Below are 23,588 nucleotides of genomic sequence, written 5' to 3'. Positions count from 1 at the left end.
GGGTGGGGCGAGGCGATGTGGTGGCGGCTCGGCGCGCTCACGGTGCGCGACGCCGCATCGGCGGCGCCCGCCGCACCGGACACCGTGACGGTGACCGCGTCGCGGCCCGGCGACGATCGAAGTCCAGGCCGGTGACGAGCTGTTCGCCTCGTCCGAGTTCTCCGCCGTGTCCTTCGCCTGGCAGCCGGGGCAGTCCGTCACCCTGCGTCCCGCTCGAACCACCGACAGAAATTGTGTGATGCACATCACATAAGCGGAAGAGGGTCGCAGCACAGCGCGCTGTGGCCCTCTTTCCAGGCGATCCCCCTCTTGTTGAGGCCAAATCGGCCCCCTTATCTTTGGCCCGCCCGGCAGCGCGCCGCACCCGGCAGCACGAGAAGGAGCCGTCCATGCCCTTACGGGGACGCCACCGCCGTTACAAGCCCAACCGCATCTCCCGTGCCTCACTGAGCGTCACGGCGGGCGGCGCCGGAATCGCCCTTCCGCTCATCGGCGCCGCGGGCGCGTCCGCGGCCTCGGGTGAGACCTGGGACAAGGTCGCCCAGTGCGAGTCCACCGACAACTGGGACGTCAATACCGGCAACGGCTTCTACGGCGGGCTGCAGTTCACGCAGAGCACATGGGAGGCGTACGGCGGCAGCGCCTACGCGGGGCGGGCCGATCTGGCCACCAAGGACCAGCAGATCGCGATCGCGGAGAAGGTGCTCGACGGCCAGGGTCCCGGCGCCTGGCCGGTGTGCTCGGGGAAGGCCGGGCTGACGCGGGGCGACGCGGCACCGCAGAGTGCGCCGAAGATCGTCAAGACGTCCGCCGCCCCGGTCAAGGAGGCACAGCGGCCCGAGAAGGCCCAGCAGGCGGCGGCGAGCAAGCCCACACCCACCAGCCTCCCGGGGCACAGCTCCACGAAGTCCGGCCGCTATGTGGTCGTCAGCGGCGACTCGCTGTCCGGTATCGCCGACTCCCACGATGTCACCGGCGGCTGGGAGGCGCTCTACGAGAGCAACCGCGAGGCGATCGGCGGCGATCCGGATCTGATCTACCCCGGTCAGAAGCTCTCCCTGAAGGGCGGTAAGGCCACCGCCAAGCCCAAGGCGGAACCCGAGCGCCACCACCAGACCAAGGAGAAGCCCAAGCCGAAGCCCAAGGCGAAGCCCGCGCCGCAGCCGAAGGCCGAGAAGCCCCACAACAGCCGGGAGCAGAACACCAAGCGCGTCGCCTCCTCGGGCTTCACCGCCCCCGTCAGCGGCGTCAACCCGAGCACCGCCTACCGGTCGGCCGGCTCCAGTTGGTCGAGCGGCTACCACACGGGCGTGGACTTCCCTGTCGGCATCGGCACCTCGGTGAAGGCCGTGGGCACGGGCCAGGTGGTCTCGGCGGGCTGGGGCGACGCCTACGGCTATCAGGTGGTCATCCGGCATCCGGACGGCAAGTACAGCCAGTACGCCCATCTCTCGCAGCTGTCGGTGCGGGCCGGGCAGAGCGTCAACGGCGGCCAGCAGATCGGCCGTTCCGGCTCGACGGGAAACGCCACCGGACCGCATCTCCACTTCGAGATCCGCACCGGCCCCGGCTACGGCTCGGACGTCAATCCGCTCGCCTATCTGCGGTCACACGGCGTCAGCCTCTGATCCGGCGCCCGGGTGAGAGCCGGGGCAGGCGGGCGAATCGGGCCCCTGTGGTGAGCGTGGTGGCCACCGTGTGCCCGGAGATGCCGCCCAGCCCCGGCCCCGGGTGTGTGGACGCGCCGATGTGCCAGAGTCCGCGGATGTCGGTCGCATGCCGTCCGGAGGAGGGCAGCGGGCGCCACGGAAAGCTCTGGTCGAGTTCGAGCGAGCCACCGTAAGGGTCGCCGTCGACCGCGTTGGGGTTCCGGCGGGTGAGGTCCGGGGGCGCGATGACATCGACGGCGAGGACCTTGCCGGGCAGATCGGGCGCGTGCCCGGCGATCTGGTGGAGGACGCGGTCGGCGTAGCCGCGGGCCAGCTCCGGGGTCCAGCCCTGAGCGGCCGCGTCTCCGCGCGGGGTGAACGGCACCTCCTGCAACTGCAGCCACAGTGCGGCTGCCCCGGGCGGCACCCGGCTGGAATCCAGGACGTACTGCTGCCCGACGACCACCGTGGGCCGCCGGGGCAGAAGGCCCGCCTCGGCCTCGGCGCAGGCGATACCGGTGCTGCCGGACCCGCCGGAGAGATGCACGACCGGGATCGTGTTCAGACGCGCGTCGCGCCAGCCCAGCGGCTGGGACAGCGCCACATGGATCTGCATCGCGGCGCGGCCGTAGCGGAATCGCCGTGCTTCGTCCCGCAGTTCAGGCCGGACCGAGCCCTCCGGAAGGAGGGTGCCGTACAAGGCGGTGGGCGTCACCGAGGCGAGGACGGCGCGGCGGGCGCGGAAGACCCGGCCGCCGGACGCCACTCCTACGGCGCGCCCCTGCTCGACGAGGATGCGGTCGACCCGGGTGCCGGTCTCCACCCGTGCCCCCGTCGTCGCCAGCAGCGACTTGAAGGCGTCCAGGAACCGGCCCGCGCCCCCGGCCACCACCGGCACCCCGGCGCCATGCAGGCCGGCGGCCAGCAACGTCATCAGGAGCGCGCCCGACGCGTGGTCCGGCGACAGCCCCGCGTGCAGCAGCCATGGGGCGAAGAGATGGTCCACCTCGTCCCCGCGGAACTCCGCACGGGTGTATCCACGGCCGCCGGCGGCCACCGAGCGCACCCACCGCTCCACCCCCCGCCGCCCGCCGCCGCGGAGCAGCGCGGCCGCGGGGCGGAAGACGGCCGGTGAGCGGAGCTCACCGCTCATCAGGCCGCCGATCGCCGCCATGTTGTCGCCCAGTCGGCCGAGCGCGGCCAGATACGCGGCCCTGTCCTCGTCGTGCGCGAAACCCTCGGCGGTGCGCCGCGGATCGCGGTGGGCCAGGGTGACCCGGCCGTCGTCGGCCACGCTGGCGGTGACCCACTCGTCGGTGTTGCGGTACTCCAGCCCATGGCGGCGCAACAGCTCTCCGAGACGCGCGTACGCCGGGCCGGAGACGAACAACGGATGCCATGAGGAGTAGGTGTCGTGGAGATAGCCGGGCAGGGTGCGCTCCTCGGTGGCGATGAACCCGCCGATGTTCGGCTCGCGTTCCACCAGGACGACGGACCATCCGGCCAGGGCCAGCTCCGCCGCGGCGACGAGGCCATTGACACCGGACCCGACGATGACGGCGTCCGCCTCGGCCATCTGGTGTTCCTCCTGCCGTCCGTCACACAGTAGGGCTCGTATGCCCGGATTCGGCATGCTATGCGAAGACCGCGGGGCGGGCCGAAGGCCGCAGGGCGGTGTCGTGGAAGGGGTGTCGTAGGGCGGTGCAAGACTCGCGCTCATGCAGACCCAGCCCGTCCGCGCCCAGCTCGACATCCGCCACGACGATCCCCGGCTGCGCTACCGGGGCGCGGTGTCGCTGCAGCGCGGCCCCGGGTGGACCGCCCCCTGGCGGCTGCCGCGCGAGGAGGCGGCGCTGTATCTCCCCGGGGGCGGGCTGGGCCGGGCGGCGATGCCGTCCGGGGTGCGGGTGACGCTGCGCACCGACAGCGCCTCGCTCGTCTGCCGCTACCAGGCCGACCCCGCGCCCAGGCTGAACGGGCCCGAGGAGCGGGCCCGCCTCGATGTGCTGTGCGACGGGCGACCGGCCGCCACGGTGGAGCTGGAAACCCACGGCGGGGACGCGGAGTTCCGGTGCGACGGCCTGCCCGGGCGGATGGCGGCGGTCGAGCTGTGGCTGCCCTTCTACCATCAGTTCCGGTTGTGCGGACTGTCCGTGGAGGCGGGCGCGGCCCTGGAAGGCGAGGCCCCCGGGCGGCAGCCGCGCTGGGTCCACTGCGGCAGCTCCATCTCTCAGGGGCGCGGCGCCGCGTCCCCGAGCCGGGCCTGGACCGCCCTGGTGGCCCGGCGGGCCGGGTGGGATCTCACCTCGCTGGCCCTGGGCGCGTCGAGCTGTCTGGAGCCCATGACCGCGCGGCTGATGCGGGATCTGCCGGCCGATCTCCTCACCCTCTGCGTCGGGGTCAACGTCCAGGCGCTCGGCAGCCATAACCGCGACGCGCTGGTCTCGGCGCTCGTCGGTTTCGTGCCCACCGTGCGCGAGGGCCACCCCACGACCCCGTTCGCCGTGATGTCCACGATCACCGCACCCGAGCGGGAGGAGGTGCCGGGCCCTTCGGGGATGACGATGCGCGAGTGCCGGGCGCACATCCGCCGGGCCGTGACGCTGCTGCGCGACCACGGCGACACGCGGCTGCACTACCTCCACGGCCCCGATGTGTTCGGCCCCGCCTGTACGCCGCTGATGCTGGAGCCCGAGGGCTCGGACCGCCTGCATCCCGCGGCCGCCGGCCATCCGGTCCTCGCCTCGCGCTTCACCACCCTGCTGCACCGGGCCCGCTGTGTGCCGATACTGATGACCGCGGCGGAGTAGCGGCTACGACGGCGATATGAGAGCCGCCGCCCGCCACCGGCCGATGAAGGTACTCGCCGACCGGACGGAGGCCGGCAGCCTGCCCGGGGCACGTACGGACGGATACCGGGTGGTGCTGGCGATCGAGGGCGGCGGGATGCGCGGCACAGGGTCGGCCGGTATGACGCTGGCCCTGCACGAGCTGGGGCTGCTGAACGCGTTCGACGCGGTGTACGGGGCCTCGGCGGGGGCCATCTCGGCGGCGACCGGCCGAAGGACGCGGGCGTGGTGGTCATCCCCTCCGTGGACGCCCGGCGCCATGCGGAGAAGGGCGCGGGCTGGGGCGCGGACGCGGCGCCGGTGCGGGGCGCCGAGGGCGGCGGCCACACCGGGCAGGTGGCCACCACCGTGCCGCTCCCCAGGTCGTGGACGCGGTGGACATCCCCGTCGTGGCCGCGGGCGGCTCCCATGACGCACGGGGGCCGGCGGCCGCGCTCGCCTACGGGGCGGCGGGGATCGCGATGGGCACCCGGTTTCCGCTCACCTCCGACAGCACGGTCCCGGACGCCGTGAAGGCGCGCCATCTGGCGGCGGCGGTCACCGATGTCACCGTCACCACGGCGGTGGACGGGCTCCCGCACCGGATGCTCCGCGGCGAACTGGTCGACTCCCTCGAGCGCTCCGGCCGCACTGCCGCACCGCCGCGCTGCTGCGCGCCGTGCGCCACGCCGCCGCCTTCCGGCGGCCGGCCGGGCTGAGCCGGCCGCGGATGGTGCGCGACGGGCCCGCCATGCGGCACGGCAAGGGCCTCACCTGGAGCCAGGTCCTGCTGGCCGCCACCACCCCGATGCCGCTCAAGGCGTCGATGGTCGACGGCCGCACCGACACGAGGGGTGATGGCCTCCGGACAGGTGGCCGGGGTGATCGGGGATCTGCCCTGCCGCGCGGATCCGGTGGACCGGATCATGGCCGAGGCCGCCACGACCCTGGCCCGGCTGACCGGCGGTCGTACAGTTGGGTGAAAGCGGCCAGACCATGACACGGGTAGTGGGAGGTCATCATGGCCGATCCCAAGGGTTTCCTCACCACACCCCGTCGTCTTCCGCCCCGCCGTCCGGTGGACGAGCGGGTGCGGGACTGGAACGAGGTCCAGGCGCCCGGCGCCCTGCTGCCGATCATCAACGCCCAGGCGGACCGCTGCATGGACTGCGGCATCCCGTTCTGCCACGAGGGCTGCCCGCTGGGGAACCTCATCCCGGAGTGGAACGACCTGGTCTCCCGTGACGACTGGCTGCGCGCGAGCGAGCGGCTGCACGCGACCAACAACTTTCCCGAGTTCACCGGCCGGCTGTGCCCGGCCCCCTGCGAGAGCGCCTGTGTGCTGGCCATCAACCAGCCGGCGGTCACCATCAAGAACGTCGAGGTGGCCATCGCCGACCGGGCCTGGGAGAGCGGATATGTGACCCCCAAGCCACCGGAGCGGCTGTCCGGCCGGACCGTCGCCGTCATCGGCTCGGGGCCCGCGGGCCTGGCCGCGGCCCAGCAACTCACCCGCGCGGGACACACCGTGGCGGTGTACGAGCGCGACGACCGGATGGGCGGGCTGCTCCGCTACGGCATCCCCGAGTTCAAGATGGAGAAGCGCCATCTGGACCGGCGGCTGGGGCAGATGCGGGCGGAGGGCACCAAGTTCCGTTCCGGCGTGGACGTCGGCACCGATCTGGACGCCGCCGAGCTCCGAGCGCGCTACGACGCACTCGTGATAGCGGTGGGCGCCCGGGCCTGTCGCGAACTCCCCGTCCCCGGAAGGGAGTTGTCCGGGATCCATCAGGCGATGGAGTATCTGCCGATGGCCAACCGGGTGCGCGAGGGCGACTACGCCCGGCCGCCGATCACCGCCGAGGGCAAGCATGTGGTCATCGTCGGCGGCGGGGACACCGGCGCGGACTGCCTGGGCACCGTGCTGCGGCAGGGCGCCGCCTCCGTGACCCAGCTGGACATCCACCCCCGGCCCGGCGACGAACGGGCCGACGGCGAGCCCTGGCCCACTTACCCCAAGATCTACCGGATGTCCGCCGCCCATGAGGAGGCGCGGGAGTTGACGGCCTCTCCGGAGGCGGACGTGGACGCGCGGGTCTTCTCCGCGACCACCGTCCGCTTCGAGGGGACGGCACCGGACGCGGAGCGGCCGCACGGCGGCGTCCGGGCGCTGCGCCTGATCGGGGCCCGGGCCGACGGGCAGCCCGGGCCGGACGCGGAGCGGGTGCTCCGGGCGGATCTGGTGCTGCTGGCCCTCGGCTTCCGTGGCCCGGAGCCGGACAGCGGGCTGTTCGACCAGCTCGGGCTGGAGCTCGACGAGCGCGGCACCGTCGCACGTGACGCGTCCTTCGCCACCGGCGCGGACGGGGTGTTCGTAGCGGGCGACGCGGGCCGTGGCCAGTCGCTGATCGTCTGGGCGATCGCCGAGGGCCGCTCCGCCGCGGCCGCCGTGGACCGCTATCTCGCGGGCTCGACGACACTCCCGGCGCCGGTCGGGGCGGCCGACCGCCCGATGACGGCCTGACGACGGGACGGCACTCCGGTGGTCGGCACAGGTGGCCGACACCGGTGCTCGGACATCAGCGCCCGGCCACCGGCGCCCGGAGAGCGGGCCGCCTGCCGCGGGCGCGCGGCGCGGGAATAGTGTGCGTCCATGATCTCGCAATCGCCCCTCCTCACCGTGGCCGACGGTGTGCACATCTGGTCCCCCACCCCGAGCGCCGGATGGGGTCTGGCCAACTGCGGTCTGGTCGTCTCGCCCGACGGCGCCGCCGCCTGGATCGACACCCCCTACGACCGGCGGATGGCCGCTGACTTCCTGGAACGCAGCCGCGCCCTGCTGCCCGGCGGGGCCAGGATCGAGCGGGTGATCGTCACCCATGCCAACGGCGACCACCTGTGGGGCGCGGAGGTCGTACCGGACGCGGAGATCGTCGCCACCCGCGAGGCGCTCGGCCACATCGAGTACGAGCCCTCGCCGCAGCAGTTGCACGCCCTGGTGCACGGCAGCGATCCGGCGACCCCGCTCGGCTGGTATCTCCAGCGGCACTTCGGGCGGTTCGACTGGTCCGGCACCGAGGTGGTCGAGCCGACGCTCACCTTCGTGGGCGAACTCGACCTGCGGGTGGGCCAGGTGCCGGTGCGGCTGTTCAGTCTGCCGTCCGCGCACACCGCGGGCGATCTGGTGGCGTATCTGCCGCGGCAGAAGGTGGCGTTCACCGGCGATGTCATCTTCGCCTCCGGTCCCCAGGACCCCGGCGACCACGCGGTGCACTGGGCGGGCCCCCTGGACAATGTGATCTCCGCCTGCGAGCGGGTGCTCGCGACCGGGGCCGAGGTGATCGTCCCCGGCCATGGGCCGGTCCTCGACCGGGAGGGGGTCCGCGGCCACATCGGCTATCTGGAGCATCTGCGGGACCGCACCCGGCAGCTGCACACGGCAGGGGTACCGGCCCTGGAGGCCGCCCGCACCCTCATCGCCGAGAACACCTATCCGGCGCTGGGCCTGCCCGAGCGGCTGGTGATCACGGTGGGCTCGGAGTACCGGCATCTGAACGGCACGGACGAGGCGGCGGATCTCGTGGCCACCATGGCCGACCTCGCCCAGGTGGCGTGGGAGCGGCGCGAGGGCGCGCCGACGGCCTCGGCCTGACGGCACCCGCGGCGGAACGCGGGTGACGGGGGCCGCGGACGGCGGCCGGGGCCGGTCGACGGCGGTCCGTACGTCGCCGGTGTCACCGCGGGGCGCGTTCCGCGGCCGGAAGATCCTGCTCGGTCCAGATGATCTTGCCGTTCCTGGTGTAGCGGGTGCCCCAGCGCTGGACCATCTGGGCGACGAGGAACAGCCCGCGTCCGCCCTCGTCGGTGATGGCCGCCCGGCGCAGATGCGGTGCGGTGGTGCTGCCGTCGGCGACCTCGCAGATCAGCGCCCGGTTGCGCATCAGACGCAGCCGCACGGGGCCGACGGCGTGCCGGATGGCGTTGCCGAGCAGCTCGCTGACCACCAGCTCGGTGGTGAAGGCGGCCTCCTCCAGGTTCCAGTCGGCCAGGGTGCGGGCGACGGCCGCCCGCATCCGGGCCACGACCTCCGGGTCCGGCGGCAGCTCCCAGGAGGCCACCCGGCGCTCGTCCAGCGCGGTGGTACGGGCGATGAGCAGGCAGACGTCGTCGGTGCGGCGCGGCGACAGCAGGGCGGCCATCACGGCGTCGCAGGCCCGCTCCGGATCGGGGTCGGCATCGGTGAGGGCGTCACGCAGCTGGTCGAGCCCGGTCACGAGGTCCCGTTCGCGGTCCCGGACGAGTCCGTCGGTGTAGAGGACGAGGCGGCTGCCCTCGGGCAGCTCGGTCTCGGTCATCTCGTAGAGCCGGCCGCCAAGTCCCAGCGGCGGTCCTGCGGGCAGGTCGAGGAAGGTCACGGAACCGTCGGGATGGACCAGGGCCGGGGGCGGATGACCGGCCCGCGCCAGGGTGCAGTGCCGGGAGACCGGATCGTAGACCGCGTACAGACAGGTGGCCCCCGCCGCCCCGACGCCGCCGTTCACGGCCGTCTCCTCCCGGTCGACCAGGTCGACCACGTCATCGAGCCGGGCCAGCAGCTCATCGGGCGGAAGGTCCACGACGGAGAAGTTGAGCACTGCGGTGCGCAGCCGGCCCATGGTCGCGGCGGCGTGCAGTCCGTGGCCGACGACATCGCCGACGACGAGAGCGACCCGGGCCCCCGACAGGGGGATGACATCGAACCAGTCGCCTCGCACCCCGCCGGGGGCGGGCAGATAGCGCTGGGCGGCGACGACGGCCTGCTGTTCGGGGCGGCCGCGGGGCAGCAGGCTCTCCTGGAGGGCCAGGGTGGTGGCGTGCTCGCGTGCGTAGCGGCGGGCGTTGTCGACGGCGACGGCCGCCTGGCCGGCCAGCTCCTCGGCGAAGGACCGGTCCTCCTCGTCGAACGGCGGGGCGTCCCCCGAGCGCCAGAACGCCACCTGGCCCAGGCGGACGCCGCGCCCGCTGAGCGGCACGGTCAGCAGTGAGCGGATGCCGTAGGCCACCAGCCATCCCACCTGCTCCGGGTCCTGCGGCGTCCAGTCGGGGTCGGACGGCAGCCGCTCCACGGCGAACACGCGCGCCTGGCCGGTGCCGCCGGCCCGCTGGGTGACGGGGAAGGCGGAGACGTGCTCGCCGACACGGCGCAGCGGGGCGTCCTGCCGGATGCCGCTGAAGGCGGCCCGGCGCAACGACGAGTCCTGGTCGCCCGGCTCCTCGCCGCGCAGTACGGCCTCGTGCAGATCGACGGTGGCGTAGTCGGCGAAGCGCGGCACGGCGACCCGGGCCAGTTCCTGGGCGGTCCCTTCCATGTCGAGGCTGCTGCCCACGCGGACACCGGCCTCGTAGAGCAACTGAAGGCGTGCGTACGCCCGGTCGGCCTTGTCCGTCAGGGCGCGCAGCTCGGTGGTGTCCCGAAGGGTGGCGACGCTGCCCCAGGGCGCTCCGTCCCGCTCCGCCGGGCGCTGGTTGACCGCCAGCAGCCGGTCCCCGACCTGATACACCGCGTCGGTGGCCGCACGGCCGGAGGCGAGCAGCCCGGCGAGCTCCGAGGGCAGGCCGGCGTCGGTGATCTGCCGTCCGTGCGCGTCGGGCGTGAGGCCCAGCAGATGCAGCGCCTCGTCGTTGGCGAGCAGCAGCAGCCCCTCGTCGTCGACGATCAGCACCCCCTCCTTGACGCTGCGCAGCACGGCGTCGTGGTGTTCGTACATCCTGGTGATCTCGGCGGGGTCGAGCCGGTGGGTCTGGCGCCGCAGCCGCCGGGCCACGAGTGCCGCACCGCCCCCGCCCAGGACGAGGGCGAGCGCCGTGGAGCCGTAGATCATCGGCAGTTGGCGGCCGACCGTCCGGGCCACGGAGGGGACGGAGACCCCGGCGTTGACGATGCCGATCACCCGGCCCCGGGCGTCGGTGACCGGCACGGCGGCACGGATCGAGGGGACCGAGCGGGTGATGCCCGGGAGCCTGTCGGTGAAGGTCCGGCCCGCCGTGGCCGGATAGAGGGTACGGCCGATGGGCTTGCCGAGCAGCTTCGGATCCGGATGGGTCCAGCGGATGCCCCGAGGGGAGGTCACCACGATGTAGTCGACGTCGGTCCGGTGCCGGACCTTCTCGACGAAGGGCTGGAGGGTCGTGGAGGGGTGGCGGGACTCCAGCGCCCGCTGGACGCCGGGGGCGAGGGCGACGGTCCGCGCGACGGTCAGGGCACTGACCCGGGCCTGGCTGTCCCCGCTGCTGCGGGCCTGGAGGGACAGCGTGGCACCCGCGGCGAGCACCAGGAGCGTCACGATGATCAGCATCAGGGCGCACACCTGCCCGCCGACACTGCGCGAGCCCAGCGCCGAGCGCACTTTCACATGCTCTGTCTAGCGCATATCCCCGGGTCGCACACCCGGTGGCGGCCGGGGCGGGGCATCGGCGGTCACAGATTGATCATGTGTCCGGAGAGCCCGTGGACGGCCTCCTTCACCGCCTCGCTGAGGGTCGGATGGGCGTGGATGTTGCGGGCCACCTCGTGCACGGTCAGATCCCACTGCTGGGCGAGGCTGAGCTCGGGCAGCAGCTCGGTGACCTCGGGGCCGATGAGATGGCCGCCCAGCAGCTCGCCGTGGCGGCCGTCGCTGATGAGCTTCACGAAGCCGACGGGGTCGCCGAGGCCCTGGGCCTTCCCGTTGGCGGTGAACGGGAACTTCGCCACCCGGATGTCGAAGCCGCGCTCCCGCGCCTGGGCCTCGGTCCAGCCGAAGCTGGCGATCTGCGGCTGGCAGAAGGTGGCGCGCGGGATCATCACGTAGTCGAGCTCCATGGTCTCGGCCCCGGCGATGGTCTCCGCCGCGACGATGCCCATGGCCTCGGCGGCGTGCGCCAGCATCAGCTTGGCGGTGACATCGCCGATGGCGAAGATGTGCGGCACATTGGTGCGGCAGAGGCCGTCCACGTCGATGGCGCCCCGCTCGGTCAGCCGGACGCCGGTGTGCTCCAGCCCGTATCCGTCCACCCGCGGCCGGAATCCGATGGCCTGCAGCACCCGGGCGGCCTGCAGGGTCTGCCGCTGGCCGCCCGTGGTCACCATGACCTTGACCGCGGGGCCCGTGTCGTTGATCGCCTCCACCCGGGTGGAGGTCAGGATGTTCATGCCGAGCCTGCGGAAGCGGCGGGTGAGCTCGGCGGAGACCTCCTCGTCCTCCAGGGGCACGATCCGGTCCATGAACTCCACCAGCGTCACCTGCACCCCGTAGCTGTGCATGATGTACGCGAACTCCACGCCGATGGCGCCCGCGCCCGCGATCAGGACGCTGCCGGGCAGGGTGGGGGCGAGGATCTGCTCCTCGTAGGTCACCACCCGCTCGCTGAGGGAGGTGCCGGGCAGCAGATTGGTGAGCGAGCCCGTGGCGATGACGCAGTGGTCGAAGGTGACCGTCTCCGTGTCACCGCCGGTGAGAGTGACCCGCAGTTCGTGGGGTCCGGTGAAGGTGCCCCGTCCCTCGTACTTGGTGATCTTGTTCTTCTTCATCAGATAGTGGACGCCCTTGACCCGTCCGTCGGCCACCTTGCGGCTGCGCTCGAACGCGTCGCGGTAGTCCACGGTCACATCGCCGTTCACCCGGATGCCGAAGTTCTCGGCCTCATGGATGAACAGATGGGCCAGCTCGGCGTTGCGCAGCAGAGCCTTGGACGGGATGCAGCCCACGTTCAGGCAGACGCCGCCCCAGTAGCGTTCCTCGACGACGGCCGTGGTCAGGCCCAGCTGGGCGGCGCGGATCGCGGCGACATAGCCACCCGGGCCGGCTCCCAGAACCACCACGTCGAAATGTGCGCTCATGCGTCGCACCTTAGACATTAGAGTCGGGGTATGGCTTCAGACGAGGGGTCCGTACGGGTGGACAGCTGGATCTGGTCCGTGCGGCTGACCAAGACGCGTTCCATGGCGTCCTCGGCCTGCCGCGCGGGGCACGTCCGGGTCAACGGCGAGCGCGTCAAGCCCGCGCACGCGGTACGGCCCGGAGACGAGGTGCGGCTGCGCCATGCGGGGCGCGACCGGGTCGTGGTCGTCTCGCGCATCGTGCGCAAGCGGGTCGGCGCGCCGGTGGCCGCGGAGTGCTTCGTCGACAACAGCCCGCCTCCGCCGCCGCGCGAGCACACCGTGCCGATCGGGCTGCGCGACCGCGGGACGGGCCGCCCCACCAAGCGCGACCGGCGCGAGATGGAGCGGCTGCGCGGTACGCCCGGCGATACCGGCTGAGAGCCGGTCAGTCCACCGTGATCCTTACGGGGCCGCCGTGTGCGTCGGCCCCGGCGATCCAGTCGGCGGGCACGTGGAACGGCCGGCCCGGCGCCACCGTGCGGGGAAGGCGCCCACGGTGCAGCGTCCGGCCGTCCTGGCCGACGGTGAGCACCGGCCGGCTCAGGAACCGCGTGGTGCGCAGGGTGAACCGGCCGCGCGGCGGGCGGGGCCCGTCCGGGGCGATCCGGTTGGGTGAGACCCACAGCAGCGGCGCCTCGACCCGCACGGGCAGCGCACCCGGGGTCCACGGCCGGCCGGCGAGATGGCGCAGCACGGGTCCGGCGGCCAACCGGCCGTCGAGGGCGGCGATATCGGCGGTCTCGACGGGGTGCAGCAGATTGCCCACGGCGAAGACCCCGGGTTCACCGGTGCGGAACTCGGCGTCGGCCGCGGGGCCCCGGGTGCCGGGGTCGAGGGCGATCCCGGCGCTTCTGGCCAGTTCGTGGTCGGGGATCCAGTCGCCGGTGAACACGACGGTGTCGCAGACGACGGCCGCCGTCCTGCCGTCCCGGTGCCGCAGCCGCACGCTCTCCAGCCGCCCCTGGCCGGTCAGTTCGGCCACGGTGGCATCGGTGACCAGCGGAAAGCCATAACGCAGCCGGGTACCGAGATGGCGTGCCGGGTGGGTCTGGTGGCGGGGCTGGTCGGTGACCATGGCGGCGACCTCGGCCCCGGCCCGGCGCAGGGTGGCCACCGCGGAGTAGCTGACCCGTTCCGCGCCGACGATGACGGCGCGTCGGCCGACGTTCTGATGGTGCAGATGGACGGCCTGCTGCAGCTGTCCGGTGGTGAGGACACCCGCCGGCCGGGTGCCGGGCACCAGCCGGGCGCTGCGGGGGCGTTCCCGGGCGCCGGTGGCCAGGACGACGGCCGTCGCGGTGACCCGCTCCAGGCCCGTCGGGCCCGTGATGTCCACGGTCCTCGGCGCCGCCCAGCCCGTGACCGTGACCGAGGTGCGCAGCACGGCTCCGGCGCGGATGGCGGCGGCGACGTGGTGGCGGGCGTAGTCGGGGCCGGTCATCACCCGGCGCAGATCGCGCAGTCCGAACCCGGTGTGGTGGCAGTGGCGGGGAATGCCGCCCGCGTGCTGCTCGCGGTCGAGGACCTCGACCCGGTCCACCCCGGCGGCGGCCAGCCGCGCGGCGAGTGCGAGTCCGGCCGGTCCGGCCCCGATGACCAGCACGTCGACGGTGCGGTGGGTACGGTCGGTGGGGGTCATCGCCGGGCCTCCGTCCGGTCCTGGGCCGCGGTGGCCGCGTCGAACTGGGCGCGCACCGCGGCACCGCAGAAGAATCCCTGGCAGCGCCCGCCGAGGGCCCGGGTGCGGCGCCGGAGGCCGTCGAGCGAGCCCGGTGGCACGGTGGCGGTCAGCGCGTCGCGGATCTCGCCCCGGGTGACGCGTTCGCAGTGGCAGACCACGGTGCCGTACGCGGGGTCGGCGGCGATGAGATCGGCGCGCTGGTAGGGGCGCGGGAACGCCTCGCCGATGGTGGGCATCCGCACCGGCTCGATCTCCCGCTCGGGCCCGGGGTCGAGACCGCACTCGGTGAGAAGCTCCGCCACATGTGCGGCGATGGCCATCGAGGCGGTGAGTCCGGTGGAACGGATGCCGCCCACGGCGACATACCGTCGGCCGGGGTCGGCGTGGATCTGGAAGTCGCCGTGCTCGGTGGCGGCGCGCAGCCCGGCGTAGACCGCGGTGGCCTCCTCCGCCAGCAGCTCCGGCATGATCCGCGCGCCCTTCTCCCGGAGCGAGGCCAGCCCGTCCGCCGACGATCCGGTGGCGGTCTTGTCGCCGAGGTCCTCGGCGGTGGGGCCGAGCATCACATTGCCGTACACGGTCGGCGCCACCAGCACGCCCTTGCCGAGCGCGGTGGGCACCGGCAGCAGGATGTGGTCCACCAGGCCGCGGGCGAACTTGTCGAAGACGATGAGCTGGCCGCGGCGCGGGGTCACGGTGAACTCCTCGTGGCCGAGCCGCCGGTTGATCTCGTCCGAGTACAGCCCCGCGGCGTTGACCAGATGACGGGTGCGCAGCACCCCGCGCGGGGTGGCGATCTCGTGGTGGTCCTCGCCGGTGGTGATGGCCCCGGCCGGGCAGTTCAGATGCAGGGCGACGCCCGCGCGCACCGCCTGGGTGGCGTAGGCGAGCGTCGTCGTCCAGGGGCAGATGATGCTCTCCCCGGGGACTTCGAGCGCGCCGAGGGCGCCCGGTCCCAGATGGGGTTCGCGGGCGTAGACCGCCTCCGCGTCGAGGATGCTCGTCTCGTCGTAGCCGTTGCGCACGGCCTTCTCGGCGAGTGACGGCAGTGCGGCGAGCTGTTCGGCGTCCCAGGCGACGAGGAGCGCGCCGAGCGGTTCGAGCGGGATGCCGGTCTCGGCGGCGTAGGCGGTCAGCCGCTGGTAGCCCTCGCGCACCAGGCGGGCCTCCAGGGTGCCCGGGGTGGCGTCGAAACCGGTGTGCAGGATCGCGGTGTTGGCCTTGGAGGTGCCGTTCCCGACATCGTCGGACGCCTCGACGAGGGCGATCCGCAGCCGGTGGCGGGCCAGTTCGCGGGCGATGGCGGTGCCGACCACCCCGGCGCCGATGATGGCCACGTCGTAGACCTCGCCGGGGAGGTCACCCGTGGTCGTGACGGTCATTGTGGTCCCTTGCTCGGTGGTGCGAACGGCTCCTGGCGCGGCGGTCCTGGGCGGATGTCCTCAGCGGGGTCCTCAGTCGTGGGCGGCGGCCGTCGGCGCCTGGTCCAGCAGCGCGGCCACGGCAGAGCGGAAGCCGGCCAGGCGCTCGGCGGCCCGCTCCGCGCTGATCCGCGGTTCGTAGACGGCGGCGGGCTCCCACGCCGGAACCGCCTCCTCGACCGTCAGACCCGGGTCGAGCCCCAGCCGCGCGGCGGCGCCCACGCCCAGCGCCGTGACATCCGGCAGCGCCGACACCTCCACCGGCCGCTGCAGCAGATCGGCCTGGGTCTGCATCAGCAGCGCCGAGCGGGTCAGTCCCCCGTCGACCCGCAGGACGGTCAGCGGCGCGCCCAGGTCGGAGGCGGCCGCCTCGGCGATCTCCACCACCTGGGCGGCGATGCCCTCGCACAGGGCGCGCACCAGATGCCCGGCGGTGGTGTCCAGACCGAGCCCGGTCAGCGAGCCCTTGAGGTCGCCGCGCCACCACGGCGCCGCGAGTCCGGCGAGCGCCGGTACGAAGGTGACTCCCCCGGTGTCGGGCACGGTCGACCCGACCGGGTCGAGGTCCTGGGGCCCCTGGATCACCCCCAGGTCGCTGAGCCAGCGCACCGCGGAGGCGGCGGTGTACACCTGGCCGTCCAGGCAGTAGCTGGTACGCCCGCCGAACCGCCAGGCCACGCAGGAGACCAGACCATGAGGGCCGCGCCGGGGCCGGTCCCCGGTCTGGGCGAGGAGGAAGGCCCCGGTGCCGTAGGTGCACTTGGCGGTGCCCGGCTCGGTCACCCGCTGCGCCAGCAGGGCGGCCTGCTGGTCGACGAGGAGCCCGGTGAGCGGGACTTCGCCGCCGAAGGCCGTGGTGGTGCCGACGGGCCCGGCGGCGTCGACGACGCGCGGCAGCCGTTCGGCGGTCAGCCCGTAGAGGTCCAGCGCCTTGGGGGACCAGGCGACACGGTCGAGGTCGAGCAGCCCGGTGCGCCCCGCGGTGGCGGCGTCGGTGACGAACGCGCCGGTGAGCCGGTGGATCAGCCAGGCGTCGCTGGTGGTGACCACGCCCTCGCCGGTCAGATGGCGCCGGATCCACGCCATCTTGGGCGCGGCGAAGTACGGATCGAGTGGCAGCCCGGTGAGTTCGCGCAGTGTCTCGGCGTGCGGCGCGAGCTGCTCGCACACCGTCCGCGCCCGCCGGTCCTGCCAGACCAGCGCGTCGGTCAGTGGGTCGCCCGTGACGGGGTCCCAGGCCAGCACGGTCTCGCCCTGGTTGGCCAGCCCGACCGCCACGACCGGCTCCCCCGCGGCCGCGAGCGCCTGGCGTCCGGCCTCGAGGACCGAGGCGAGCAACGCGGCCGGATCGACCTCGACCAGCCCACCGGGCAGATAGCGGGGGCGCACGGAGACCTCGGCGGAGCCGATCACCCCGCGCTCGGGACACAGCACCAACGCCTTGGTGCCCGAGGTGCCTTGGTCGACGGCGAGGACCGGGCCGGTCGCGGGGTCGGCCGGGGTGCGGGGGCGACGCTCTGCAGGCAGCATGTCCGGTTCTTCGCTCGGGACTGGTGGATCGCTTCAGCTCGGGGACGGTGCGCGGAGATCTTGCCGGAAAGCCTGGTGCAGTCACGGGGCGGGCGTCAAGACGGCAGGTCCGGGCACGCCCGTGGTCCCCCGTGCCCGAGTCGCCGCGGCGGGACTATAGGATCCCTGCAACCATCCCCCCAGGCCCCTCGTTCTCCGCGTCCGGTACGTCAGCTCCGTACGAAAGTCATCCGATGCCCGAGGAAGAGTTCCGCCCCGTGTACCACCCCGCGGGGTATGACGGCGGACTGCGCATCGCGCTGCAGGATCTGCGCACCGGACGCTGGATATCGATGCGCAATCTGCTCGCGGAGACTCCCACGTGGGCGCTGTGGACCCAGCGCACCCAGGTGCTGGCCACGGCCGCCGCCGGATCCAACGTGGTGGACGCGTGGCGGGCCGAGGAGCCGCAGAGCGTGGCGGCGCTGGTGATGGGCGCCCGGGTGGGGGTGGAACGCGCGGTGCGCGCACACCGCGAGGGACATCCCCGCACCCGGGAGCTGTGGCGGGAGGCGTGGCAGTCCTGCCAGCTGGCCGCGCACCACTCTCCGGCGGATCCGGTGCCGTGGGTGTGTCTGCTGGCCCTGGCCCAGCTGGACAAGGAGCAGCGGCAGGAGGAGCACCGGGTGCCCCCGCCCGGTCCGCTGCTGTTCCCCGGGCCCTGGGGGCTGCTGGCGGAGGCCGACCGGCGCGATCCGTACAACCGCGAGGCGTACCACCGGATGCTGCAGTTCGTGTACGCCCGGCGGGCCGGAGGTTCGCTGGCCGAGGCGGTCAACTTCGTGCAGTGGGTGTCCTCGGGCGCGCCCGGGGAGTCCGCGCTGCAGGTGCTGCCGCTGTATGTGCACGTCGAGCGGTACCGCGAGGAGCGGGGCTACGAGAAGGCGCTCGACCTGCACTGGGCCACCGAGGACGCCACCCGGGACGCCCAGAAGGCGCTGCACGGCTGGTTCGACCACGCCGATCTCACGACGAGTTCACTGCTGGATCTCAACCATCTCGCGCACGCCCTGTGGGGCGCGCTGCGATTCTCCGACGCGGCCCGCGTCTTCGAGGCGCTGGGGCCGTACTTCACCCCGCTCCCCTGGGCCTACCGCACCCCCAACCCCGGCGACCGCGCGGTAGCTGAAGAAATGTTTCTTCGCGCCCGGGTCCGCTCGCTGGCCGGCGCCCGTGGGCCAAGACCCGGGGTCAACGGCTGAGCCGGGGTCCTCCCCGGCGTTTCCGACCACCGCTCCCCCATCCGCCCTTCTGCCCTTCTGCCCTTCTGCCAGACCGATTTCCCCACCTGTACCACCACCCTCGCCCGCCCCAGCATTCGGGAGGTACATTCATGTCCACGGCATGGTCGAGTTCGGGTCCCGCTCCCCAACTGGACGACGAACAGCGGCTGCGTGAGCTCGGCTATCAACCCGTACTGGCCCGCCGCATGGGCGGGTTCGGCAATTTCGCCATCAGTTTCTCGGTCATCTCCATTCTCTCCGGCTGCATGACGCTGTACGGCTTCGGGCTGGACACCGGAGGCCCCGCGGTCATGATGTGGGGCTGGGCCGGAGTGGGGCTCTTCGTCCTGTGCGTCGGACTCGCCCTGGCGGAGGTGACCAGCGCCTATCCCACCTCGGGGGCGCTGTACTACATGGCCGACCGGCTGGGCGGACGGAGGTGGGGCTGGTACACCGGCTGGCTCAACCTGCTGGGGCTGCTCGGGGCCATCGCCGGAATCGACTACGGCGCCGCCCTGTTCACCGGCGCGCTCTTCAACCTCCAGTGGGGATTCGATCCCACACCGGAATCGACCATGGTCATCTTCATCTGCATTCTGCTGCTGCACGCGGCGCTGAATCTGTTCGGGGTGCGGCTGGTCAGCGTGCTCAACTCGGTCAGTGTGTGGTGGCATCTGGCCGGTGTCGCCATCATCGTCGGCGCACTGGCGATCGTGCCCTCCCACCACCAGTCGCCCGAGTTCGTCTTCACCGAATTCGTCAATGACACCGGCTGGTCGAATCCGCTGTACGTGGCCGCGATCGGACTACTGCTCGCCCAGTACACCTTCTCCGGCTACGACGCCTCCGCGCATCTGTCCGAGGAGACCTCCAACGCCTCCGTCTTCGCCGCCCGGGGAATCGTCCGCGCCATCTGGGTGTCCTGGGTGGCCGGGTTCGTGCTGCTGGCCGGACTCACCTTCGCCATCCAGGACTACGCCGGTGCGCAGAAGAGCGCCACCGGAGTGCCCCCGGCGCAGATCCTGATCGACGCCCTGGGGACGAGCGGTGCCACCGCGATGCTGCTCATCGTCATCGTGGCGCAGCTGTTCTGCGGTAACGCCGAGGTGGCGGCGGCCAGCCGGATGGTGTTCGCCTTCAGCCGGGACGGCGCGCTGCCCGGCTCACGGCTGTGGCAGCGGGTCAGCTCCCGCACCCAGACGCCGGTGCACGCGGTCTGGCTGTCGGTGGCGGTCGCGTGTGTGCTGGCCCTGCCGTCCCTGTACTCCGAGACGGCCTACGGCGCGGTGACCGCCATCAACGTCATCGGGATCACCCCCGCCTACGCCATCCCCATCTTCCTGCGGCTGCGCGCCGGGGACCGGTTCCAGCCGGGCCCGTGGCACCTGGGCCGCTGGAGCAAACCGGTGGGCTGGATCGCGGTGGTGTGGGTGGCCGTGGTGACGGTGCTGTTCTGTCTGCCGCAGTCCAGTCCGGTGACGGCCGACTCGATGAACTACGCCTCGATCGCCCTGGCCGTGGTGCTGCTGCTGGCCACGATCTGGTGGTTCGTGGCCCGCCGCTCGTACAACACGCCCTCCGCGTACGGCACGGCGCGCGAACAGGCGGAGATCGCCGAGGGCATCGTCTGAAGGTGTCTGTCCGAAACCGGGGTGCGGAGGGATTCCGCACCCCGGTGCCGCGCGATCGGACTCATCCGGAATGCCGCAGCGACGCGGCCGGGGGCCGCTCGCGGCCGGCGCCGTAGGCGAGGAAGTACGCGGGCCCCCGCTTCAGCCAGGGCGCCTTGGTGAGCACCTGGGTCAGCCGCAGCGGCTGCCCCGCGACGGCCGGTGAACGCCCCTGCAGCAGCGGCTCGATGACCCGCGCGTGGGCGATCCGCTGCAGTATCTGCGTCCCGGCGGCGGTCGGCCACCGGCGGTTCTGGATGGCGCGTACGTCGGCGAGGCCCACGGTGCCCTTCCGCAGCGGCCCGGCCAGATGGCGGGCGGCGGCGACCGCGTCCTCGACGGCGAGGTTGATGCCGATCCCGAACACGGGCGACATCGCGTGGGCCGCGTCCCCGATGCACAGCAGTCCGGGGCGGTGCCAGCGGCGGAGCCGGTCCATCCGGACGTCCAGCAGCTTGACCTCGTCCCAGGACCGCGGGCGGGGTTCGCGGTCGGCCACGCCCTGCCGTATCCATGGCGTGGCCTCGGCGAACGAGGCGAGGAACTGGTCGAGGGGCTGGGCGCGCCAGGCGTCGTCGGCCCCCTTGGGGATCAGGGCGGCGCACTGCCAGTAGTCCCCGCGGTCGATCATGGCCGTGAGATAGCGTTCGCCGGCGTTGCCCACCAGCCCCCGCGGGTCGCGCTCCTCGCGTGGCAGCCGGAACCACCAGACGTCCATCGGGCAGGGGAACTCCCGCAGCCCCAGCTCGGGCAGGACACGGGCGAGCGACCCCCGGCCGTCGCAGGCCACGGTGAGGGTGGCGCGCAGCTCTCCGGTGGAGCCGGCGACGCGGTCGCGGTAGCGCACTCCGGTGACCCGTCCGCGCTCCATGAGGAAGGAGGTCACCTCGGTGTTCATCCGCAACTGGAAGGTGGGCTCCCGCTTGGCCTCGTCCGCCAGCAGATCGAGCAGATCCCACTGCGGCACCATCGCGACGTAGTTGTACTTCCCCGGCAGCGAGCTGATGTCGCCGACCGTGAACAGATCGCCGTCCCGTCCGATGGGCAGCTGGACGGAGTGCACATGCCGCTGCGGCAGGGCCGCGAACCGCTCGGCGAGGCCCAGCTCGTCCAGGAGCCGCAGCGTGCTCGGATGGACCGTGTCGCCGCGGAAGTCGCGCAGGAAGTCCCCGTGCTTCTCCAGGACGGTGACCTCCACCCCGGCCCGGGCCAGCAGCAGCCCGAGGACCATCCCGGCGGGCCCGCCGCCCACCACACAGCATGTGGTCCGCTCCATCTCACGGCTCCCTTCGACGTCCCCGAGGCCATGGGCACCCTCTCAGGAGGGCTTACCCCGTGGCGGCACGCCACACCGGCGCCGCGGGTGCGCCCGATCACGATCGGCTTGAATCCTCCTGGGCCCGCGTCCGTATCCCCGCGTGATGGTGTGGGGCGCATAAGGAGGTCTGTATGGCAGCCGAACCCGATCCGGACCGACCAGCCGGGCGCGAGGTGCTCGAGCCGACCGCGATCTTCCGTGCGACGCCGGAGTACGACGACGACTCGGAGCGGCCGGTCGAGGGATGGATGGAGGAGCTCGACCTCTTCCGGCCGCCGGGCACCGAACTTCCGCCCGAGGCGCCGCCCATGGCGGACGCGGACACCCAGGAGATGACCGGCGGTCCGACCTCGGCCGACGCCTGGCCGGTTCAGGACGCACCGGCCGAGCCGCGCCGTCCGGCCGAACCGCCCGCCCCGGCCGGGCGGCGCTACCCCAGGGCCGCCCTGCTGGTGCTGGCCGGACTCGGCGCGGGGGTCGCCCTCTCGCTGGTGGTGATGGTGCCCCGGGACTCGGCGTCCGGTGCGGCCGAGGGCGGCGCGTCGGCCACGCCGACGGCGCCCGCGACCTCCGCCGCGCCCGGGACGCCGAGCGCGCCCGCCTCGCAGCCGCCGGACGACGCGCTACCGCCGCCGGGCGATCCGGGCGATGTGCTGACCCTCGGGTCCACCGGCCCGGAGGTGACCGAGCTCCAGAAGCGTCTGCTGCGGATTCCGAACGTGTATCAGGACGGGCCGGTCAACGGGCAGTACGACCAGAGCCTCGCCCAGGCGGTCTCCCGGTTCCAGGTGTGGTACGGGATCCGGGGCGATGCGAACGGGGTGTACGGGTCCGCCACGCGGCAGCAGTTGGAGTCGCGCACCTGACCGTTCCGCCGTCGGCCGGGGGACCGTCGGCCCGGGTCGTCAGACGGCGCCGAAGACCTGGGTCCAGTACGTGCCCGCGCGGCTGCCGGTGGCGTGGCCGACGCCGATATGGGTGAAGTCGGGCTTCAGGATGTTGGCGCGATGGCCCGGGCTGTTCATCCAGCCGCGCACCACCTCCGCCGGGGAGCGCTGGCCGCATGCGATGTTCTCGCCGATGCCGCGGTGTGTGGCCCCGGCGGTCCGCGCCCGGTCCCAGGGCTGATGTCCCTCGGGGCCGGTGTGGGAGTAGAAATCGCGGGCCACCATGTCGTCACTGTGCGCCTGCGCGGCGGCCGTGAGCCGGGGGTCCGGGGCGAGCGGTGCCAGCCGGGCGGCGGCACGCTCCGCGTTGGTGAGGGCGATGACCTCGGAGACCAGGCGCAGCAGTCCGTCCGGGGTGAACGGCCGGGCCCATACCGCCGTCCAGTAGACGTCCCCGGTGGTGGGGCCGTCGGCCCGGCCGATCCCCAGGTGGACGAGGTCCGGATCGTGGAACGGGCCCCGGCGCTCATCGCCTTCGAGGCAGTAGTCCACGAACTCCCGCGGGGTGCGCGGCCCGGAGACGATGTGCTCGGCGATGGTCAGCGGGGTGTATCCGTGCGCGGCGATCCGGTGGAAGAGCGATCTGCCGTCCGGGGTCTCCAGCGCCAGCGCACCGTGGGCGGCCATGACCCGGGCGTGCGCCTCGGCGGCAGCGGTCAGCCGTCCGTCGAGGGCCACGGGGGCGGCTCCGGCCCGTGCCCGCGCCGCGTTCACCACCTCCAGGGCATGCCGTGAGGCCCCGTCGGCGGGCGGCGCAGCGGAAGGCGCGGGCATGGCCCGGGCGGAAGGCGCGGTCCCGGCCCGAGTGGTCGGCGGGGGCATGGGCCGGGTGGTCGGGGCGGGCGGGGGCGGGGCTCCGTCGTCGGCGACGTCGACGCCGAAGTCCCGCGCCACACCGGCCAGTCCGTCGGCGTAGCCCTGGCCGATCGCCCGCACCTTCCATCCGCCGCCGCGGCGGTAGATCTCGGCGAGCAGCAGCACCGTCTCCGCCGAGGGGCGCGGCGGGGCGAACCGGGCCAGTGGCGCTCCCCGTTCGTCCAGGACGCTCAGCACGGGCGCCGGCAGCCGCCCGAGCGGGGTGCCCGGGTCGGCGGGGCTGATGACGAGGGTGACCCGGGCGGCGCCGGGCCGCAGCCCCCGGGGCCGCAGGGTGACGGTGTCGCCGTCCAGCCGGGCACCGGGCGCGGTGGGCTGGTTGAAGAAGACGAAGTCGCCGTCACCCGCGACCTTGCCGTCCTCGCCGGTGATCAGCGCGGACAGGTCGAACGGGCCCGGCACCCGGATGGTCAGCGCGCCGTCGGGCAGCGCCTGGTTGCCGCCGGGCACCAACTCGCCCATGTCCGCTCCTCACCGCCGCGTTCATGTAGGCAACGCGTCATGAA

Annotated in this window: 16 protein-coding genes and 2 pseudogenes; 10 read left to right on the top strand and 8 right to left on the bottom strand. The window is 73.2% G+C overall.

All coding sequences use genetic code 11. The features are described from left to right. The first annotated feature begins 389 nt into the window (after positions 1–389). A complete protein-coding gene (locus CGL27_RS45545; protein WP_119993521.1) occupies positions 390–1,628 on the top strand; it encodes a transglycosylase family protein in 1,239 nt (412 codons plus the stop codon). Here the strand turns inward: CGL27_RS45545 and CGL27_RS45540 are convergent. Further along, a complete protein-coding gene (locus CGL27_RS45540) occupies positions 1,618–3,225 on the bottom strand; it encodes an NAD(P)/FAD-dependent oxidoreductase (protein WP_119993520.1) in 1,608 nt (535 codons plus the stop codon). The two genes, CGL27_RS45545 and CGL27_RS45540, sit on opposite strands and share 11 nt — an antisense overlap. Positions 3,226–3,367: 142 nt before the next feature. Here CGL27_RS45540 and CGL27_RS45535 point away from each other — a divergent pair, with 142 nt between their 5' ends. From CGL27_RS45535 to CGL27_RS45520, 5 genes and pseudogenes are all read left to right on the top strand, one after another. After that, positions 3,368–4,459 (top strand): SGNH/GDSL hydrolase family protein, encoded by a 1,092-nt coding sequence (locus CGL27_RS45535; protein WP_119993518.1) that lies wholly within the window; start codon positions 3,368–3,370, stop codon positions 4,457–4,459. A 16-nt stretch (positions 4,460–4,475) separates the two neighbouring features. Continuing rightward, positions 4,476–4,655 (top strand): annotated as a pseudogene (locus tag CGL27_RS53695) (hypothetical protein); the annotation flags it as partial. A gap of 56 nt (positions 4,656–4,711) precedes the next feature. Further along, positions 4,712–5,460 (top strand): annotated as a pseudogene (locus CGL27_RS45530) (nitronate monooxygenase); the annotation flags it as partial. A gap of 38 nt (positions 5,461–5,498) precedes the next feature. After that, positions 5,499–7,001: a glutamate synthase subunit beta gene (locus CGL27_RS45525; RefSeq protein ID WP_119993516.1), complete on the top strand. Its 1,503-nt coding sequence runs from the start codon at positions 5,499–5,501 to the stop codon at positions 6,999–7,001. Between the two features lie 129 nt (positions 7,002–7,130). Then, a complete protein-coding gene (locus tag CGL27_RS45520; RefSeq protein ID WP_119993515.1) occupies positions 7,131–8,129 on the top strand; it encodes an MBL fold metallo-hydrolase in 999 nt (332 codons plus the stop codon). An 82-nt stretch (positions 8,130–8,211) separates the two neighbouring features. On the opposite strand, the gene CGL27_RS45515 is transcribed toward CGL27_RS45520, so the two are convergent. Both CGL27_RS45515 and lpdA read right to left on the bottom strand, forming a co-directional pair. Further along, a complete protein-coding gene (locus CGL27_RS45515) occupies positions 8,212–10,869 on the bottom strand; it encodes a SpoIIE family protein phosphatase (RefSeq protein WP_346345774.1) in 2,658 nt (885 codons plus the stop codon). A 65-nt stretch (positions 10,870–10,934) separates the two neighbouring features. Next, positions 10,935–12,335, bottom strand: a complete 1,401-nt coding sequence (lpdA, locus tag CGL27_RS45510) for a dihydrolipoyl dehydrogenase (RefSeq protein WP_119993511.1) — start codon at positions 12,333–12,335, stop codon at positions 10,935–10,937. Positions 12,336–12,365: 30 nt separating this feature from the next. Here lpdA and CGL27_RS45505 point away from each other — a divergent pair, with 30 nt between their 5' ends. Continuing rightward, on the top strand, positions 12,366–12,755 hold the full coding sequence (locus CGL27_RS45505) for an RNA-binding S4 domain-containing protein (protein WP_078646037.1): 390 nt from the start codon (positions 12,366–12,368) through the stop codon (positions 12,753–12,755). A 7-nt stretch (positions 12,756–12,762) separates the two neighbouring features. Here the strand turns inward: CGL27_RS45505 and CGL27_RS45500 are convergent, their stop codons facing one another. From CGL27_RS45500 to CGL27_RS45490, 3 genes are all read right to left on the bottom strand, one after another. Continuing rightward, positions 12,763–14,016, bottom strand: a complete 1,254-nt coding sequence (locus CGL27_RS45500) for an FAD-dependent oxidoreductase (protein ID WP_119993510.1) — start codon at positions 14,014–14,016, stop codon at positions 12,763–12,765. Then, entirely contained in the window at positions 14,013–15,440 is a 1,428-nt protein-coding gene (locus CGL27_RS45495; protein ID WP_119993508.1) for an NAD(P)/FAD-dependent oxidoreductase, read from the bottom strand. Before CGL27_RS45495 ends, CGL27_RS45500 begins: the two co-directional genes overlap by 4 nt. 72 nt (positions 15,441–15,512) lie before the next feature. Continuing rightward, a complete protein-coding gene (locus CGL27_RS45490; protein ID WP_119993506.1) occupies positions 15,513–17,009 on the bottom strand; it encodes an FGGY family carbohydrate kinase in 1,497 nt (498 codons plus the stop codon). 233 nt (positions 17,010–17,242) lie between these two features. Between CGL27_RS45490 and CGL27_RS45485 the strand changes: the two genes are divergently transcribed. Then, positions 17,243–18,250: a hypothetical protein gene (locus tag CGL27_RS45485; protein ID WP_078646033.1), complete on the top strand. Its 1,008-nt coding sequence runs from the start codon at positions 17,243–17,245 to the stop codon at positions 18,248–18,250. Positions 18,251–18,381: 131 nt separating this feature from the next. Continuing rightward, a complete protein-coding gene (locus CGL27_RS45480) occupies positions 18,382–19,902 on the top strand; it encodes an amino acid permease (protein ID WP_078646032.1) in 1,521 nt (506 codons plus the stop codon). Positions 19,903–19,963: 61 nt separating this feature from the next. Here CGL27_RS45480 and CGL27_RS45475 read toward each other — a convergent pair whose 3' ends face one another. Next, a complete protein-coding gene (locus CGL27_RS45475; protein WP_119993504.1) occupies positions 19,964–21,217 on the bottom strand; it encodes an FAD-dependent oxidoreductase in 1,254 nt (417 codons plus the stop codon). A 173-nt stretch (positions 21,218–21,390) separates the two neighbouring features. On the opposite strand from CGL27_RS45475, the gene CGL27_RS45470 reads away from it, so the two are divergent. Further along, the gene (locus CGL27_RS45470; RefSeq protein ID WP_240450864.1) at positions 21,391–22,125 is read left to right on the top strand and encodes a peptidoglycan-binding domain-containing protein; all 735 of its coding nucleotides are present in this window, start codon (positions 21,391–21,393) and stop codon (positions 22,123–22,125) included. Between the two features lie 39 nt (positions 22,126–22,164). Here CGL27_RS45470 and CGL27_RS45465 read toward each other — a convergent pair whose 3' ends face one another. Then, the gene (locus tag CGL27_RS45465; RefSeq protein WP_119993503.1) at positions 22,165–23,544 is read right to left on the bottom strand and encodes a CAP domain-containing protein; all 1,380 of its coding nucleotides are present in this window, start codon (positions 23,542–23,544) and stop codon (positions 22,165–22,167) included. Positions 23,545–23,588: the final 44 nt, after the last annotated feature.

The sequence above is a fragment of the Streptomyces sp. 11-1-2 genome (genome assembly GCF_003595545.1).
In the GTDB taxonomy this organism is placed as follows: domain Bacteria; phylum Actinomycetota; class Actinomycetes; order Streptomycetales; family Streptomycetaceae; genus Streptomyces; species Streptomyces hygroscopicus_B.
Note: the sequence above shows the minus strand (reverse complement) of the source record. Positions and strands in the feature narration are given on the sequence as shown.